This is a genomic window from Paenibacillus sp. N3.4 (genome assembly GCF_008017805.1).
GTDB lineage: Bacteria > Bacillota > Bacilli > Paenibacillales > NBRC-103111 > Paenibacillus_E.
This window is the reverse complement of sequence record NZ_VRTT01000109.1, coordinates 1-16115: the sequence shown is the minus strand read 5'-3', so window position 1 is coordinate 16115 and position 16115 is coordinate 1. Positions and strand designations below refer to the sequence as shown.

The window sequence follows — 16115 nt, the reverse complement described above, 5'->3', positions numbered from 1 at the left end:
TTACCTGAATGATGAATGATAAATATGAATGAGCCCGAATAAATCGGATAAATGAATGGAGTGCTGCTTGATGCGGCTGCTCCATTTTTGTAACTAAATATGTGCCTGTAATTTTTTATCAAGGAGAAGAAATGACATTGAAAATTTCAAATAAAATCGTCCTGATTACCGGGGCATCCAGTGGCATTGGGGCTGTAATGGCGCAGCAATTTTCCGCTAAAGGCGCAATTCCGATCCTAACGGCGCGCAGCACGGATAAACTTCAGGAAATTGCAGCAGGTTTGCAGGGAGAACATGCCATTTATTGTATGGATGTTACGCAGACAGAGCAAGTGAATGAAGTGATTAGCCAGGTGATTGCCAGATTTGGCCGAATCGATATTTTGATTAATAATGCAGGTTACGGGGTATTTGAAACGTTTGTCGGAGCTCCACTGGCACATTTTGAAGATATGATGAATGTGAATTATATGGGTATAGTTCGTTGTACCCAGGCGGTATTGCCACATATGCTTGAAGCGGGAAGCGGCCATATTGTCAATATAGCTTCGATGGCAGGCAAGATTGGAACAGCCAAGTCAACGGGATATGCAGCGACGAAGCATGCTGTCTTGGGATTCACGAATAGCTTGAGGCAAGAGTTGATGAAGACAGGTATTTCAGTTACAGCCATAAATCCGGGGCCGATTGCCACACCTTTTTTTGACAAAGCAGATCCTAGCGGGAACTATGTCAAAAATGTTTCATGGTTTATGTTAAAACCAGAAAAAGTAGTGAAAGCTCTGTTACATGCTGTAGAAAGAAATATTCCAGAGAAAAATTTGCCCTATGTAGCGGGGCTTGGAATTAAACTGTTTCAATTGTTCCCACGAACGTTCGATCGAATTGCCTCAGGGATGTTAAATAAAAAATAAAAAGCGGTTCCCGTTGATTGAAAGGGATTCCGCTTTTTTACTTACTGGCTTGATTTATTCGTAGGGAGAGCTTGGTTAAGCCCACGTATTTCTTCAAATATGCGTTTTACCTCAGCTTTACCCTCAGGGTGTGTTTGGTTCCAATGCGAAGTAAGAGCAGGAAGGGACTTGTGAATATGATTAAAAAAGGCCCAAATCTTGATCTTTTCAAGCATTTCAGGAGATGTGTCTCCAGTGATAAGCTCAGCTGTTTTAAAGACTAAAGCATTAAATTCATTCTCAAAATCTGTATTCATAGTTTCATCCCTTCGGATGGAAAATAGTAAGAGCAGTTCTAGTTTATATCAAGTTGCTACGACTGTCAAAATGGGGGTGCGAAGGATGCATACTGAAGAGCTCATTCAAGATGGGCAGTTGCTAGAAAAAGAACAAGTACGTTGTTATGTAAAGCATATATCGCTTTATCTCGTAACCTACGGTAGTCAGGGACTGAAAGTTAAGGGATATTTGGCCATCCCGAATGGGCAAGGGCCACTACCTGCCGTCATTTATTGCCGCGGGGGCATTCGCAAGGTAGGGATGGTTCGTAAACGAAGAATTGTATCCATGGCACAGCGAGGATATGTCGTATTCGCTCCATTTTATCGTGGTAACGAAGGGGGCGAGGGACGAGAAGATTTCGGTGGTGAGGATCGATACGACTTGATTCACGCCATCCCCATGGTCCAAGCATTAGATGAAGTACGGCCAGGTCCTGTTCCGTTGATTGGTTTCTCCAGAGGGGCTGTTATGGCTCTAAGAGCGGCTAAAGAATGCAAGGAAGTAGGTCCGGTTGTCGTTTGGGGCGGTGTCAGCGATATGTTGGATACTTACGAGCAGCGCATAGACCTGCGGAGAATGCTCAAACGTGTTGTCGGTCATCCGAAAAAACAAGCCGAAGCTTACTTAGAACGATCCCCTGCACGTTGGGTTGCTGATCTTCATGTACCCGTTTATATTATCCATGGGCTGAAGGACTCCCAAGTTGACGTGCAGCAGGCACGAAAGCTGGCGACTGCCCTGGATTTGGCAGGTAAAGAGTATACAATGGCTTTGTATGATGGACTTGAACACCGCTTTCCAAGAAAGGAAGATGAGAAAGCGTTGGATGATATATTCGCTTGGTTAAGTAGGAAATTGGCATCGATCAAGAGGTAAAACCTGCATTTTGTGTTTATTATTGTTTACTGCCCTCATATGCCCTAATATAAAGTAGAATGCTGTGCATTTTCACTTTGTTGGGGTAGGGGGCGTTTGAGTCGAAGTATGTGAGACTAATATTTAGTAGCGAGTTTTATACTTTAGAACCAAGCGTACAAGAACAGATATATAAAGAATTTTATTTATTTGTATACCCCATGATTTATTTCATTATGAGGGACCATGCAAGTGTGGAAGATATCATTCAAGAGTCCTTTTTGCGAGCCGTTCGTAAGGCACCTCTATTGAATGAAATCGATAAGCACGAAAGCTGGATCAAAAAACTTACCCGTAATGTTACGCTCAATCATTTGCGTAAGCACAAAAGAAATCGGGAAGAGCTTGAAGCTGAACTTACGTCAGGCATAAACGAATCGGCGCCGGCAGCGGACTACTGCGTTCCGCTTGAGAAGGAAGTCGAGCTTAAGCTTATGCGTGAGGCGATTGTGGACTATATGAATCAATTAAGTCCTGTTTCCAGACAAATTATGGCGATGAAATGGATACATAATTTATCGTACAAAGATATGGCCAGCGAACTGGGAGTGACTGAAGGTGTAGTCAGGCAGCGCTTGTTTCGAGCGCGCGATGCGATTAAGCAAAAGCTGCTTGAGGAATGGGGAACTACGGGGCAGTAAACGTCATTTTCGTTCTCCGATTTCAATGGAATTAAGCAGTCACTTAACCAAGAGATCTGGCCAGTGGTCAGAACTTTTTCAGGAATTTATATGTTTTTTGGGAAATGGCTCCGAAAACGGTATGTCTGGAAGGATAACACTGCTAGTTTTTGGGCGTTAGAGCAGTCACTAAGAGCAATAACGCCAGTGTTAGTGAAGAAAAAAGAGAGAATGGGCCGAATGTTGAGCTGTAAAGCTGTTTTTCCGCGTTACGGAAGGCAAAAGGTCCGTCAGCGACACTGTAAGCACGGAAAACGTGCTTATAGTGAAGAAAAAAGAGAGAACAGGCCGAATGTTGAGCTGTAAAGCTGAAAACAACCGTGCTTATCGATAGGACCGTCAGATTCCCTGATGGTTTTTTCATGGTTTGTTTGTATCGTTATGTGCCGTGGCTTATAATAAAGTCATTAGGCAGTAAGAGAAAAGGGGTTTACATAAAGTGAGTACAAGCTTTGAACAACTGCAAATTGAGAAATCTTATGTAGATAAACTGCAACAACTAGGGATTGCGGAATCAACACCGATTCAGGAAGAAGCGATTCCTGTTTTGCTTCAAGGGAAAGATGCCATTATTCAATCGCAAACAGGTACAGGCAAAACGTTGGCTTATTTGCTGCCTGCTTTGCAGCGCATTGATGCGAGCCAAAAACAACTTCAGGTTCTGGTTGTCGTGCCTACGCGAGAATTAGGTATGCAAATCATGCAGGAGATCGAGAAGCTGACTCAAGGAGGACCTATTCGTTCACAGTCGTTGATTGGCGGTGCGGCTATCGTTAGACAAGTGGAGAAGCTTAGACTTCATCCTCATATTGTCGTAGGTACACCGGGGCGACTGCTGGAACTTATGAAACTGCGCAAGCTAACGCTCCATCACGTTAAGGTAGGCATCGTGGATGAAGTGGATCAGGTATTCGAATTAGGTTCTATGAACGATGTGGAAATGGTACTTAAGGGTGTGCTTCGGTCAAGCCAAATGGTATTCGTATCAGCGACGATTCCGCAAAGCACGGAACAGGCGGCTCAAAGATGGTTGAAGGAACCTGTTATTATTAAAATTAACCCGAGTCAGCGTACGGCTGAAACGTTGGAGCACATGTATGTGGTGTGTCAGGAGCGGGAGAAGATCGATACGTTAAGAAGGCTTGTTCGCCTGATTAAACCTACCTCGGCCATCGTATTTATTAATGTTACCGATGATATTGCTGAAGTCGTCGGTAAACTTCAATATGTCGGTTTATCTGTTGAAGCTTTATATGGAGAAGCGAGTAAGCAAGATCGCGCTAAGGTTATGGCTAACTTCCGCGAACGCAAATTCCAATTGCTGCTAGCGACCGATATCGCAGCCAGAGGGCTTGATATTGAAGGCGTGACTCATGTCTTCCATCTTGATCCTGCAACAAATGCGGAGTACTATCTCCACCGCGTAGGCAGAACAGGCCGGATGGGCCGCGAGGGAACGACCCTGTCTATCGTGACGCCGAAGGAAATGTTCATTCTCGATAAATTCGAGAAGCAGCTCGGCATCACGATCGCGCCGAAGGCGATGTACGAGGGCCGGCTTGTCGACCCGGCCCAGGACCGCAGCGCGGCTACGATGCGCAGCCGCCGCGAAGCTGCGCGCGCCCTAGGCGGCGCTCCAACGCGCAGCGGCTCCGCTGCTGCGCGTGACGGTGCTGCGCCATCGGGCGCAGTGCGCACTAGCGCTGCGGCGCCAGAGGCTCGCAGCGACAACGGCACGGCTGCCGTGGCGAAGCCGGCAGCACGGCCTAACGGAGCCGCCGCGGGCAAGGCTCCGAGCAAAGCTCAACGCGAGCGAGATCGCAAGAGCAAGGGCGCTCCTCGCTGGCTCAAGGAGAAACAGCAGAACAAAGAAGATTAAGAGTGAGCGTGATGAGTACAGGCTTCGCATCACATAAAGCATTTCAACACATCGTCAGATGGAGGTGCAATGCTTGCTAAAGAAATTAGTTGTCGTTGTCATCGTTGTGGTAATTATTTTTGCTGGTGCCCTCGCTGCGATTAGGTTCTATATGAAACCAACCGAAGCCTTGGACCTCAATTATCAAGAAGTGGCGATCAGCGGCAAAATTGCAGACATCATCCTGAGCCGTAAACTGGAAGTACAGCTTACGGAGCAAGATATGAATAATTTGGTGAAAAAGCAGTTAGCCATGCACAGAACACTACCCAACGATTTCCGCATTGAGGGAACGAAGCTGATCCTGCAAGGTTCGACGATCGAAGCAGACGTTAATGTAACATGGCATGATCAAGTAGCCATTGGCGCTAAGATGCATTTCAAGATGAGCTGGAACGCACCCGACATGGAAATTCAATTGGTTGACGCGCAAGTAAAGGGAATGCGATTGCCAAATGAATGGCTGCAAATACCTACAATCGAGATCCCCCTTGAGGAGCATTTACCTAAACTTATTGGAGTCAGAGATGTTCTATTCGATGAGAAGGGGATTCGCATTCAATTAAAACTGCTTAGGTAGGTTATTTTGCAAGGAAAAGGCTTGAAATCCCTGGAGGATTTCAAGCCTTTTTGTCATTCATGTATAAGTTTTTAATTGTTTGCTGGAATGCAGAGCCTGTGTGTTCCATTTGCGAGAAAATAAAATAACGCCTAAAACGAGCAGCATGCCAATTAGAACAAACCAGATCGATACACCTACATGGAATCGGTCCATGCTCCATCCCGCTGCAAGCGGTAAGACGGAACCGCCAAGCCCGCCTGAGGCGATAAGTGCGCTTGTTGTTTGCTCGGTGCGTCCCGGGAGCAGTTGATTGGCATAAATGAGTGCAACGGCGAACATGCCGGACATGAACAACCCAAGCAGCAGAACAACGGCAAAACTGCTCCAGAGCTGCGTGCTAAATACCCATACGAGGACAATGAGCAGACTACCGACATAGGAAACGGCTAAATAACGGAAATAAGTCATTTTTTCAGCAATCACACCTGCAAAAACACGACCAACGACCATAGCAAGCCAATAGGCTGTGACAGATAAGGATGAAACAGAGCTTGTAGCATGCAGCTGATCGATAAAAATCGATGGAAGGAAGTTTACGATCGTATTCTCCATGCCTGCATACATAAAGAAGACAAACATAAACAGCAGAAGAAATACCAAGGACCCCTTAGTCAGCGCAGGCGGTTTTTCTGCTTTTTTCGTGAGATCCGCTCGATGGGCTAACAGCTCGTCATGCTCTCCTAAGGAAAGCTTAGACCAAATGATGCCTGTGGCTAAGGCGCTTAGACCAAGCAATAAAAAAGCGAACTTCCAAGCACCGCCTGCAATTAATGCGCTTGATACAAGCGGCATAATTAAGGCTCCGAGTCCAAAGAAAACCTCTAGCTTGCTGAACGCAACCGCTTGTTGATCTTTCGCTGCAATCAAGATGAAGGTACTGATGCTGGATTCAACTAGACCGAAAGCCACACCGGCAATCAAGGATAAACTAACAGCAATCGGCCATGGGGGAAGACTTGCGACTGCGATCATAGCGATGAACAGCAGTCCGAATGCGGTCGTAATTGTACTTCTGCGGCTAATTCGGCGTATCAGATAGGGCATACAGAGTACACCAAGAAGGAATCCTCCGAATTCCAGGAAAACAAGCAGTCCTCCGTCACTGTAACTTCGTCCGTAATGGGCAAGTAGTTCAGGAAGAACGGCACCGTAAATAACATGGGTACAACCTGTCAGCAAGTAAGACAGGCAGCCCATAAAGAGTAACCTTCTCATAGTTTGCTGCTTCCTTTTGGCTGCATCGCATATTTCTCGTTATAGGCAAACACATGTTCTATAGCTTCAGCAACAGAGTCCACGTGATAAGCGGCGTGCTGTTTAACCTCTGGATGAGCACCACGCATGGCAAAGCTATGCGGTGTAATGCTGAACATGGATACATCATTGAAGGAATCCCCGAAACAAGCAATCTCTTCCCGCTGCAGGCCTAATTTCTCAATAAGAACGAGTAATGAACGGCCCTTGGAAACATTTAGCGGCATAATATCCAGGCAATCCTTATCGGATAAGAACATTTCTAGCTGATCACCGAGCTTTTCTTCCATAAGAGCTTTGAGCCGCAGAAGAATCTCCAACTCCCCAAACATGGAGAATTTACTGGTTTCAAGATCCAGAAGCAAATCTTTCTCCAAATCTTCTTTGATGATAAAAGGTCGGAAAGTACGGGACTGAACCTCCTCAGAAGCAGGAGACATGCTGGTAATATAGTTGGCTTCCCCCGTACAAATCAACTTGACGAGATCAAAGTCTTTCAGCAACTGGTACACCTGTTTAGCAAGTTTAGGTTGAAAAAGCTGTGATTGCAGGAAGGTTCCGTCTTCCATGTGGATGAAGGCCCCGTTTTGCGAGACGGAGTGCGCTTGATGGCCAATCTCTTTCAAAACCTGCTGTATTTCCACATTCATTCTGCCTGATGCCAAACAAAGCGTAATGCCTGCTTCCTTGGCTTTTGTAATCGCCGTTATCTCGCGTTGTGTTACTTTCTTGCTATGATCAAGTAAGGTGCCGTCTAAATCACTAACAATAAGTTTAATCATGTTGATCGTCTCCTTCTGCCAAAACAATTTTCACTTCACATGCAAGCAGCTTCTCTTTCATCGCCGAGCTTAACTCTTGATCAGTAACCAGCACATCAATACTCTCGAATCCAACTACACGGTTGAACAACCGTTTGCCGAATTTGGAATGATCGGCGAGCACGATGACTTGGTCAGCATGCTGCATCATGGCTCTCACCAAGTAGCTTTCCTCTTCATTCGGAGCAGACAGCCCTTCTTCCGTCAGACCGCATGTACCGATAAATAGTTTATCAACATGATAGTCATTTAACATTTCGATCGCTTTGGCTCCGTACACGCTATGATGCTTGTTATCCAGTACACCGCCAAGCATATGAATGGTTGTGCTGTCTTTACGAGTTAAGATCGCTGCAATTTCAATCGAATTGGTTACAACGACATTATGCTTAGAGGTGAGGGCGTTAGCGGCATGAAGAACGGTTGTTGATGCATCCATCATAATATAATCGCCATCTTGGATAAGCGCGGAGGCTGTTCTGCCAATCGTAAGCTTCGATGAAGACTCCGCTTGCAGTCTTTGATCATAATCGCCGACTTCTTTGGACAGTGTCGGGAGAATGGCGCCGCCGCGGGTGCGTACGATAAGACCTTGTTCTTCCAGCTTTACCATGTCACGTCTGGCTGTGTCACGCGAAACATCATAGAGTTCACATATGAGATCAATCGTAATCCGCTTATTTGATTTTAAGTATTCAACGATGGATATAAGCCTTTCTTCTTGAAAAATAGCAATCAACTCCTTTCACTTAAGTGAAAATAAGTGTTTATAAGTATATTGCTTATTATATATCCGTGGAAGCATTCTAGCAACAAAAAAACGCGCCACAGAGATAATTCTCCATGACACGTTCCAAAGCTATTTTCCAATGAATTCTGTTACTTTAAGGAATATCAACAGGTTGTAAGGATGGTTTGTGTTCTTCTGCATGTTTGGCTTGCTGGAAATTGCGTGAACGGTTAAATGGCCACCAGTTGCTTTCACCGAACAGGACAGTCAATGAAGGAACAATCAGTCCCATGATGACTGTTGTATAAATAGCTAAGCCAATCACAATTCCTGCTCCAATTTGAAGCAATGTATTCATTCCTGAGAACATTAAAGCACCGAACGTTCCGCCCATAATGACAGCAGCGGACATAATCACGCCTCCGGTTGTGGTCATCGCCTTCCTCATTGCTTGAGCAACTTGACCATGGCGGTACTCTTCTTTAAATCGCGCCATGAGGAAGATGTTATAGTCAACGCCAAGCGCCACGATAACGAGGAATACGAAAAATGACACCGTCCAGGAAAGTCCTTCGTACCCTAAAAGTTTGACGAAAATAAATTCAACAATACCCATCGTAATCAAATAGTTGAATCCTAATGAAAGCAGCAGGTAGAGCGGCATAATAAGAGAACGCAAGAGTAAGGCAAGCACAATGTAGATACCAATCAGCACTAGTGAGCCTGTGCGAATGAAATCATCTTTGGAAATTCGGTCAAGTTCATGTGCTTGGGCTGTGGTACCGGCTAATTGAACATCGACTTTGGCGAGCGTGGTGCCTGCTAAGCTATCTTGAATCGTTTTCTTTAAGTCATCCATCGAGTTCATGGCTTCTTTGGAATATGGATTAATGCCTAGTACAATCTCTAACTTTCCAATTTTTCCGTCTTTAGATAAATAGAAGTCCATCGATTTTTTAAAATCATCTTGCTCCAGCAATTGTTGAGGCACATACCAGCCCGCGATTTGTTTGGAGCTGTTTTCGGCAATGCCGGACTGGGCAATGAGAATTTCCTTCAGGCCATCTGACACTTTCGTTAAGGCATCCGTTCCTTCGCCAAGTCCTGCGTCGAATTTCCCCAATCCTTGTTGCAGCTGCTTGATACCGCCAGCTACTTCGGTTTGACCATCGGCTAGCTTGCCTGCTCCTTCCGCAATACCGGAGGAAGCGGGTGTGAGCTGGGCTAGCCCCTTGCTTAATGGAACCAAGCCTTGAGCGGTCTGGTTCAAGCCTCCGACTAGACCTTGTTGCTTGGCGATTAGGGTTTGGTAAGCTGCGCTTTTGACCAGCTCTGGATTCTCTTGCACAAGCTTAGTTAAGTCATCTTCCAAAGAGGATGCAGTAAGCTTCAATTGCTGCACAGCGTCACTTATTTGAGTGGCGCCTTTTTGTGAACTGGTTAACCCTGCTGTAAGCTGCTTGGCGCCATTTTGAACTTCGATGAGCTTTTGTGAAATTTGCTCAGCGCCTTCCTGAAGCTTCATAATATCCCCGGACTGAGCGTTCATATCGGTTTGAGCTTTAACGAAGCCGTCTCTGACTTGATTCACACCGGATTGAAGCTCACGAAGTCCTTTATTTGTTTGCTCTAATTGGTTGGGCACTGTAAGTTCTTGAATTTGCTTGCCTAGTGGTCGGGCCGCGCTCCGCACTTCCTTCACATGAGGAGCGAGGCTTGCTGCTGCGCTAGCTTTCTCCATGGCTGCGAGTCCTTCCGGGGAGCGCATATCCGTCTTGGACATTATGGCAATGCTAACGGGGAGTACTTCTCCGCTGCTGAAAGCCGTCTCCACTTTACGGAAACCTTTGACAGCACTAATGCTAGGATCTATTTCTGATAAATCATCAAAGGAACGAGTGCCTTGGAACAGGAAGATAAAAGGCGAGAGCAGCAACACACAGACAAGGAGAACAGCGAGAGGTCTCTTTGTTGTTATTTTTGCCATAGCTGCCCAAAGCTTGGAGTCGCCATGAGATTTTCCGGCTTTGGGTTTAACGGGCCAATACAGGACAGGCCCCAAGATCAACATAAGTGCAGGTGTTAAAGTCATCGCTGCTAATAAGGTTACGGCCATCCCGATGGAAACGCCGACAGCGGATTGATACAAGCCGAATTTGGCGAAGCCGATTAGGAAGAAAGCTATAAGTACGGTACTACCGGAATAAATCACCGTTTTTCCAACTGTCGTAAGTGTCCGAGTGAGTGCGAGTACACGATCCGTGGTTTGGGACAACTCTTCCCGAAAACGATGGATAAGAAGAATGCAGTAGTCCGTTCCAGCCCCGAAAAGCACGGCGATAAGGAATGTCTCGGTAAAGGAAGATACCGGAAGACCAGCTTTCGTTGAAAGAGCCACAAGCCCGCGGGTTATTATAAAAGCAATACCGATCGTGATGAGCGGGATGAAGGGAGCAATCGGCGACCGGAAGACAATAAGCAAAATACTTAAGACCAAAATAACAGTCAGTAATTCTGTCTTTTTGAGTCCTTCTTCCGAAGATTTGTTGTAATCTGCAGAAATAGGGGCGCTTCCTGTATAGTCAATGGTCGTGCCAGTCGGATTATTTTTCAATTGTTCTTTAATAAGTGCAAGGCTGTCAGTTGTCACAGCAGACCGCTCGTCTTTAGGGAATTGGATAATGGCCATCTCCGTTGTTCGATCTTTACTTACGAATTTCTCAGATAAAGTGGGATCGTCGTAGGCTGACAACGTACTGACTAGACCTAGCTGCTGTTTATTTGAATTGATCTGCTGCAATGTTTTTTTGAACCAGTCATGATCTTGCTCGGATAAGCCAGCTTCACGCTGCAAAACAATGACCGCATTGGACTTCGATTTGTGATCGGGATCCATTTGTTCCAGGATAGCTGACGCTTGAGCCGACCCTGCATCGGGTGGGACGAATTTAGACTCCGTAATCCGTACTATTTGCTGTAAATCCGGCAATACAACAACGGAAGTCACCGCGATGACGATCCAGATCAAAACAACGATCCACTTTATTTTTGCTATCATGCTAAGCCATTTTTCCATATATAAGTTAGCCTCCTGATTCATAATTTCGTTGCTAACTGTAGTTATAACTTAAAAATGACTTTTGGTCAATATTATTTTATACCGATAGTCAATAATTTAAAATGGTTGTTATAACTGTATCTAAGGTAAAAATAGAACTGGTTTATTTATAATTATTTGTATAATATATACCTATAGTCATAAAATAATTTGTGCAATGTGTTCTTTTTTATTATAATTTGATAAAGATCTGTAAACGGAGCTGAACACATGAACCGTGAAGAGAAGAAGCGAGCTACAAGGCAGAAAATCATTGATAGTGCACTTGAAATGTTTGCAGAGCAAGGTTATGAAACAACGACTGTACAAGAAATTACAGAGCGTGCCGGTGTAGCGAAGGGGACTTTTTTTTAACTACTTTGAAAATAAAGAAGAAGTGCTTTGCGATGTGCAATTATTCATTGCTACGGAGGAAATGTCTAAATTACCTTTTAAACAAGGACCCCTTGTCCCCCTGGTCAGGGAGCTTTTGATGGCCATGCTGCGTCGTGTACCCTCCAATCGGTCTCTGATGCTCGCGACTTTTCAATGTACATTAACAAATAAGAAATTACTCGTTCTGGAAAGAAATAAAATCAAAGATTTCATTCAAGTACTGACTCCCGTTATTGAAGCCGCACAGGCTAGAGGCGAAATTACACGGATTATGCCTGCGGATATGATCGCTGATTTAGCAGTTCAAACCTATCACGGTACCTTGAATTATTATGGGATGGGGTTAGGCGATGATCAGTTATCCGTCCAGATGACGCGAAGCTTTGAAATATTTATTAAGGGACTGGCTCCCTAACAAACAAAGGCCCGTGCTATTCGCATTCAGCGAGTGCACAGGCCTTTGTTTTGATTTATTTAACTGGCGTTTTTTTTCTTGTGTGCACATAGCTTGGGTAAGTAATTTCTCCGGAATCGAGCTTTTTGATTTCTTCATCGTTCCATCCGGTGATTTTATTCACAGCCGTCACACCTGTAAGTTTGATTTGATAATGGAGAGCTAGGTATTGATGCAGCTTTTCCATTTCTTCAGGAGTGATTTCCCTGAGCTTTTGCTTACCATGTAATTGCCCCAATATGATGCCGATCGATTCAGCGGCAAGGCTTGTATTAGGTTGAATTCTCGTGCTTCCATAAGCGATAGCAGATGAACCGACATTTTTACCTGCTGCTATGACGTTATCATAATTTTTCAATAAAAAGCTGCGCAGCGGCATCCCATATTTATCAGGACGTCCCATCTCAATGCCCCACTTATTCGCACTTGTTCCCTGCAAATCGAGCGGATAGCCCCCAATGCTGACATCATCCCAGAACATCTTGCCTGAAAGAAGATCGGATGGTTTCAAAACATAGTCCATTTCATAATGGTTATATTCGCGAATATAAGGATAAGTGGGCAATTCTCCTAATTCGGCTTGCTCCCAACCGGGCAGTGTTTTGCGGAAATGCTTAAGAATCAGCGGTGTCTCCTTATTGCCTAGTTCAACCGCTTCTTGTACAGATTGGGGATCCGACGGATCCACGGTATACACGAGCAGGGCATTGATCAATACATCGCCGTCTCGCTGATGAACAGCATTTAAACCTCTTAAAAACACACGATCATTGGTTGGATGATAGGCGCTGGTCATGCCGCTTAATCCAATGGCAAAGCTATCACTTACGTAGCCTCCGCCAAATTGCTTTGATTTTTCTGGCGGTTTTAGCGCATTAAACGTTGTATTGAACTTTTTCCAATCTACGTGCGTAAACTTCATCATCATCCCAGCGCTCATGTATTCAATATTTTTTTGACCATAAAATTTTTCCAGACCCGGCAATCGCTTCGCATCCAATCGGCTGATCAGCGCAGCATAATCGCTGTTTTCGACCCAGTAGGAGGCTGTGATTTTCTTTTTCTCATTTTGATCTGTCGTATATACAATAGAAGCGATTTTATGCATATGGTCCGGTGTATTCGTTTGTTCGATTTCATTAATGACAATGCCTGATTCCAGAGGGATGTCTTTTATTAATGTTTTCATATATGTAGTGAATTCCGGCAACTTACGAATTTTGGCGTTTCGGAAACCGTCAAACAGTTCCTTCACTCGTCCTTGAACAAGTAAATGACCTTGATCATCTCGGGTTTCATCCAGAAACAGCATTTGACTCTGAAGAATTTGACCGCCGAAAGCTTTGTGCGGATCGAGCACTTTTACTTTCAGCCCTTCATCCACGGCAGCCCTCGCTAAATAAAGACCTTCTATTTCACTACCAATGACAATCACGTCCACCTGTTCCGTTGGGTAGGTGACTACGTTCTCATTTTTGGTAGTTGAAGCTGATGGGAGGGGGACCGCACTGCTAATTGGCGTATCTTGTTGTGTGATCGGGGAAATGGAGCTAACGGGTCCATTTTCTACTCTCTTCAACCAAAACTTGTTAAATGAGAATATACATATAATGATAAACAAAACAGCTAGGGCAATGACAAGTTGAACGCGTGGGTTTCGTAGCCGCATGTATAAACTCCTTTAAATGATCGTTTATTTTATTTAAGTTTAGCAGTTTCATCGTCTATTTAATAGACGTTTTAAATTGCAATTTTGATGTTTTTTAGGAGGAACCCCCTCAAACAAAATCCGGATGGCGAATTGTTGTAGCATAACACAGGAACCCTTCGCGAAGGCTCCATATTATTTATGAAATTATGAATAAGGGAGAGGGAACTTGATGAAAAAACAGTTTATGAAAAAATTAGTAGCAGCCGGTCTTGTATTAACCATGGTAATGGGGGGAGCTACTGCTGCATTTGCAAAAGGAAACGATAATGACAAGGGATCTGACAAAAGCAACAATGGGAACAAGAATGGTTTCAAAGGAAATGTTGAGATTCGACTAAACTTTAATGACTTGAAGAATGCAGAGTGGGCATTGCGCTACATAGCCAGCTTGGCTAACAAAAATGTATTCGAAGGTTATGAAGATGGCACGTTCAAACCTGACAACTCGGTTTCTCGCATTGAGGCTATTACGGCTGCTGTGAGATTGATGGGATTGCGTGACAAAGCTGAATCATCCGCTGAGATGCAAACCAAATTGAATTTCAAGGATGCGGACAAAGTCCCTTCATGGGCTGTTGGCTATGTTGCTGTAGCGCTTGAGAACGATTTGTTTACAGAAAATGATGATGCCGTTCAGCCGCAAAAAGCTGCAGATCGCTTATGGGCAACGACTCTTTTGGTCAAAGCTCTGAAATTAGAATCAGAAGCCAAAGCCAAGATGAACACAACACTTACATTTAAAGATGCTAAGCAAATTCCAGCTGGTCAGTAGGTTATGTAGCTGTAGCTATCCAAAAAGGTCTCGTTGATGGTTTCGAAGATAATACTTTCAGACCGAATCAACCGGTAACACGTGCTCAGTTAGCTGCATTACTGGATCGCACGAGCAACCAATTGCCTGATCAAGATCAAAATTCTCGCACAGGCACTGTAAACTCACTTGTTTACAATAATGTTCTCTCCCTTACACAAGCAGGGACGTCAACTCAGTATGTCCTTCATCCAGACGCTTTTATTTTGCGTAATGGAGTGAAAGTTGCTGCTTCTGACTTGCAAATCGGTGATGTTGTAAAAGCGCGCATCTATAATAACACAGTAGTGTTCGTGGAAGTGACGAGCTTAGGGCAAGTGAATCAAGCCTTCGATATCCAGGGTACACTCAATGGTACAACGGTAAACTCGCAAGGGAAAATCACAACTATTTCTATTATCCAAAATATAAATGGCAACAATCAAACAGCGATTTACAACGTTTCGCCTGATGTTGCATTAACAGGCAATTTAGGTTCCTTCACGCAAGGACATCTCATTCAGCTTAAAGGACAAAACCAAGTGGTTACACAAATTGATGTAAAGTAAATGCCAACCAGGCAGTAGTTATAGCAGCATCATATACAGATATAGAAAAAGGTTAGATTCACGCAACAGCTCCTTGGCTTTCCAAAGCAGGGAGCTGTTGTTCTTTCCGTGTATAATACTTCTTCTATTGAGGAAAACTGACATTCATCTTGAAAGGAGAGGGAATTATGAACGAATCATTAATGGATACTTTCAAAAGATTTTATGCTGATTATCGCACAGCCGCTAACGTAGAGCAAAGCTTTACAGATGCCTATCAGGCGGTGGCTTTTTACGTTATAGAACAAACGTCACAGCTTGCACAAGAAAGCAAACTAGATGATATTAAGCAGCTCACACGGGAATTCAAAGAAATTCGCTTTGCGATAAGTCCTAGTAATGATGCCTTGAAGGAGCGCTTCGAGCAAGAACTTGTCGAGAAAATGCTGGATCGTGTTCCAACATAATTTTATTTGAAAGTTGGAGTTGCATTATTCAACTGACCATGTTATATTGTTGTTCCGGCCAAAACGGGCGAACATTTTTATTGAAAAACAACAAAAATAAAGCTTGCATCTGGTTGGCTGAATGTGCTATATTGTAACTCCGGCCTTGAGAGAGGCAAGGAATTACGAAAGAAATTGATCTTTGAAAACTGAACAACGAGTGAGTAAGCGCGAACGAGTAATCGTTCAAAAAAGAGATTGTAAAATCTCGCTAGCAAGTCAATGAGCATTTCAGCTTTCAGATATACGGACAAGCAATTGTCCGCTACTATGGAGAGTTTGATCCTGGCTCAGGACGAACGCTGGCGGCGTGCCTAATACATGCAAGTCGAGCGGAGCATTTCCTTCGGGGAATGCTTAGCGGCGGACGGGTGAGTAACACGTAGGTAACCTGCCTATAAGACTGGGATAACTATCGGAAACGATAGCTAAGACCGG

General features: G+C 44.3%; 16 protein-coding genes and 1 rRNA gene. 11 read left to right on the top strand and 6 right to left on the bottom strand.

What is annotated here, in order from left to right:
• Nucleotides 1–131: 131 nt before the first annotated feature.
• On the top strand, nucleotides 132–914 hold the full coding sequence (locus FU659_RS31910; RefSeq protein ID WP_187274534.1) for an SDR family NAD(P)-dependent oxidoreductase: 783 nt from the start codon (nucleotides 132–134) through the stop codon (nucleotides 912–914).
• 41 nt (nucleotides 915–955) lie between these two features.
• Here the strand turns inward: FU659_RS31910 and FU659_RS31905 are convergent, their stop codons facing one another.
• Nucleotides 956–1210, bottom strand: coding sequence for a DUF2573 family protein (locus tag FU659_RS31905; RefSeq protein ID WP_147951251.1), 255 nt, complete (start codon nucleotides 1208–1210; stop codon nucleotides 956–958).
• Nucleotides 1211–1295: 85 nt separating this feature from the next.
• On the opposite strand from FU659_RS31905, the gene FU659_RS31900 reads away from it, so the two are divergent.
• The 4 genes from FU659_RS31900 (at nucleotide 1296) to FU659_RS31885 (ending at nucleotide 5328) form a co-directional block, all read left to right on the top strand.
• Nucleotides 1296–2111, top strand: a complete 816-nt coding sequence (locus FU659_RS31900; RefSeq protein ID WP_261808194.1) for an alpha/beta hydrolase family protein — start codon at nucleotides 1296–1298, stop codon at nucleotides 2109–2111.
• Nucleotides 2112–2221: 110 nt separating this feature from the next.
• Nucleotides 2222–2791 (top strand): RNA polymerase sigma factor, encoded by a 570-nt coding sequence (locus tag FU659_RS31895; protein WP_147951250.1) that lies wholly within the window; start codon nucleotides 2222–2224, stop codon nucleotides 2789–2791.
• Nucleotides 2792–3269: 478 nt separating this feature from the next.
• Nucleotides 3270–4709, top strand: coding sequence for a DEAD/DEAH box helicase (locus tag FU659_RS31890; RefSeq protein ID WP_147951249.1), 1440 nt, complete (start codon nucleotides 3270–3272; stop codon nucleotides 4707–4709).
• Between the two features lie 73 nt (nucleotides 4710–4782).
• Nucleotides 4783–5328, top strand: a complete 546-nt coding sequence (locus tag FU659_RS31885; protein ID WP_147951248.1) for a hypothetical protein — start codon at nucleotides 4783–4785, stop codon at nucleotides 5326–5328.
• Between the two features lie 57 nt (nucleotides 5329–5385).
• Here FU659_RS31885 and FU659_RS31880 read toward each other — a convergent pair whose 3' ends face one another.
• From FU659_RS31880 to FU659_RS31865, 4 genes are all read right to left on the bottom strand, one after another.
• Nucleotides 5386–6585, bottom strand: coding sequence for an MFS transporter (locus FU659_RS31880; protein ID WP_147951247.1), 1200 nt, complete (start codon nucleotides 6583–6585; stop codon nucleotides 5386–5388).
• Nucleotides 6582–7406 carry an HAD family hydrolase gene (locus FU659_RS31875; RefSeq protein ID WP_147951246.1) on the bottom strand — a complete coding sequence of 275 codons (825 nt, stop codon included), beginning with the start codon at nucleotides 7404–7406 and terminating at the stop codon, nucleotides 6582–6584. The genes FU659_RS31880 and FU659_RS31875 overlap by 4 nt, the downstream gene beginning before the upstream one ends.
• Nucleotides 7399–8184 (bottom strand): DeoR/GlpR family DNA-binding transcription regulator, encoded by a 786-nt coding sequence (locus tag FU659_RS31870; RefSeq protein WP_315971399.1) that lies wholly within the window; start codon nucleotides 8182–8184, stop codon nucleotides 7399–7401. The genes FU659_RS31875 and FU659_RS31870 overlap by 8 nt, the downstream gene beginning before the upstream one ends.
• Before the next feature lie 145 nt (nucleotides 8185–8329).
• Nucleotides 8330–11251, bottom strand: coding sequence for an MMPL family transporter (locus tag FU659_RS31865; RefSeq protein WP_187274533.1), 2922 nt, complete (start codon nucleotides 11249–11251; stop codon nucleotides 8330–8332).
• A gap of 252 nt (nucleotides 11252–11503) precedes the next feature.
• Here FU659_RS31865 and FU659_RS31860 point away from each other — a divergent pair, with 252 nt between their 5' ends.
• A complete protein-coding gene (locus tag FU659_RS31860) occupies nucleotides 11504–11647 on the top strand; it encodes a TetR/AcrR family transcriptional regulator (protein ID WP_147951244.1) in 144 nt (47 codons plus the stop codon).
• A 61-nt stretch (nucleotides 11648–11708) separates the two neighbouring features.
• The gene (locus FU659_RS31855; RefSeq protein ID WP_147951243.1) at nucleotides 11709–12083 is read left to right on the top strand and encodes a hypothetical protein; all 375 of its coding nucleotides are present in this window, start codon (nucleotides 11709–11711) and stop codon (nucleotides 12081–12083) included.
• A gap of 55 nt (nucleotides 12084–12138) precedes the next feature.
• Here FU659_RS31855 and FU659_RS31850 read toward each other — a convergent pair whose 3' ends face one another.
• Nucleotides 12139–13791 (bottom strand): FAD-dependent oxidoreductase, encoded by a 1653-nt coding sequence (locus tag FU659_RS31850; protein WP_147951242.1) that lies wholly within the window; start codon nucleotides 13789–13791, stop codon nucleotides 12139–12141.
• A 226-nt stretch (nucleotides 13792–14017) separates the two neighbouring features.
• Between FU659_RS31850 and FU659_RS37895 the strand changes: the two genes are divergently transcribed.
• The 4 genes from FU659_RS37895 to FU659_RS31835 all read left to right on the top strand — a co-directional run.
• Nucleotides 14018–14605, top strand: coding sequence for an S-layer homology domain-containing protein (locus tag FU659_RS37895; protein WP_261808193.1), 588 nt, complete (start codon nucleotides 14018–14020; stop codon nucleotides 14603–14605).
• 122 nt (nucleotides 14606–14727) lie between these two features.
• Nucleotides 14728–15192, top strand: a complete 465-nt coding sequence (locus FU659_RS37890) for a hypothetical protein (RefSeq protein ID WP_261808192.1) — start codon at nucleotides 14728–14730, stop codon at nucleotides 15190–15192.
• A 167-nt stretch (nucleotides 15193–15359) separates the two neighbouring features.
• Nucleotides 15360–15638, top strand: a complete 279-nt coding sequence (locus FU659_RS31840; RefSeq protein ID WP_147951241.1) for a hypothetical protein — start codon at nucleotides 15360–15362, stop codon at nucleotides 15636–15638.
• Between the two features lie 306 nt (nucleotides 15639–15944).
• A 16S ribosomal RNA gene (locus FU659_RS31835) occupies nucleotides 15945–16115 on the top strand; the annotation flags it as partial.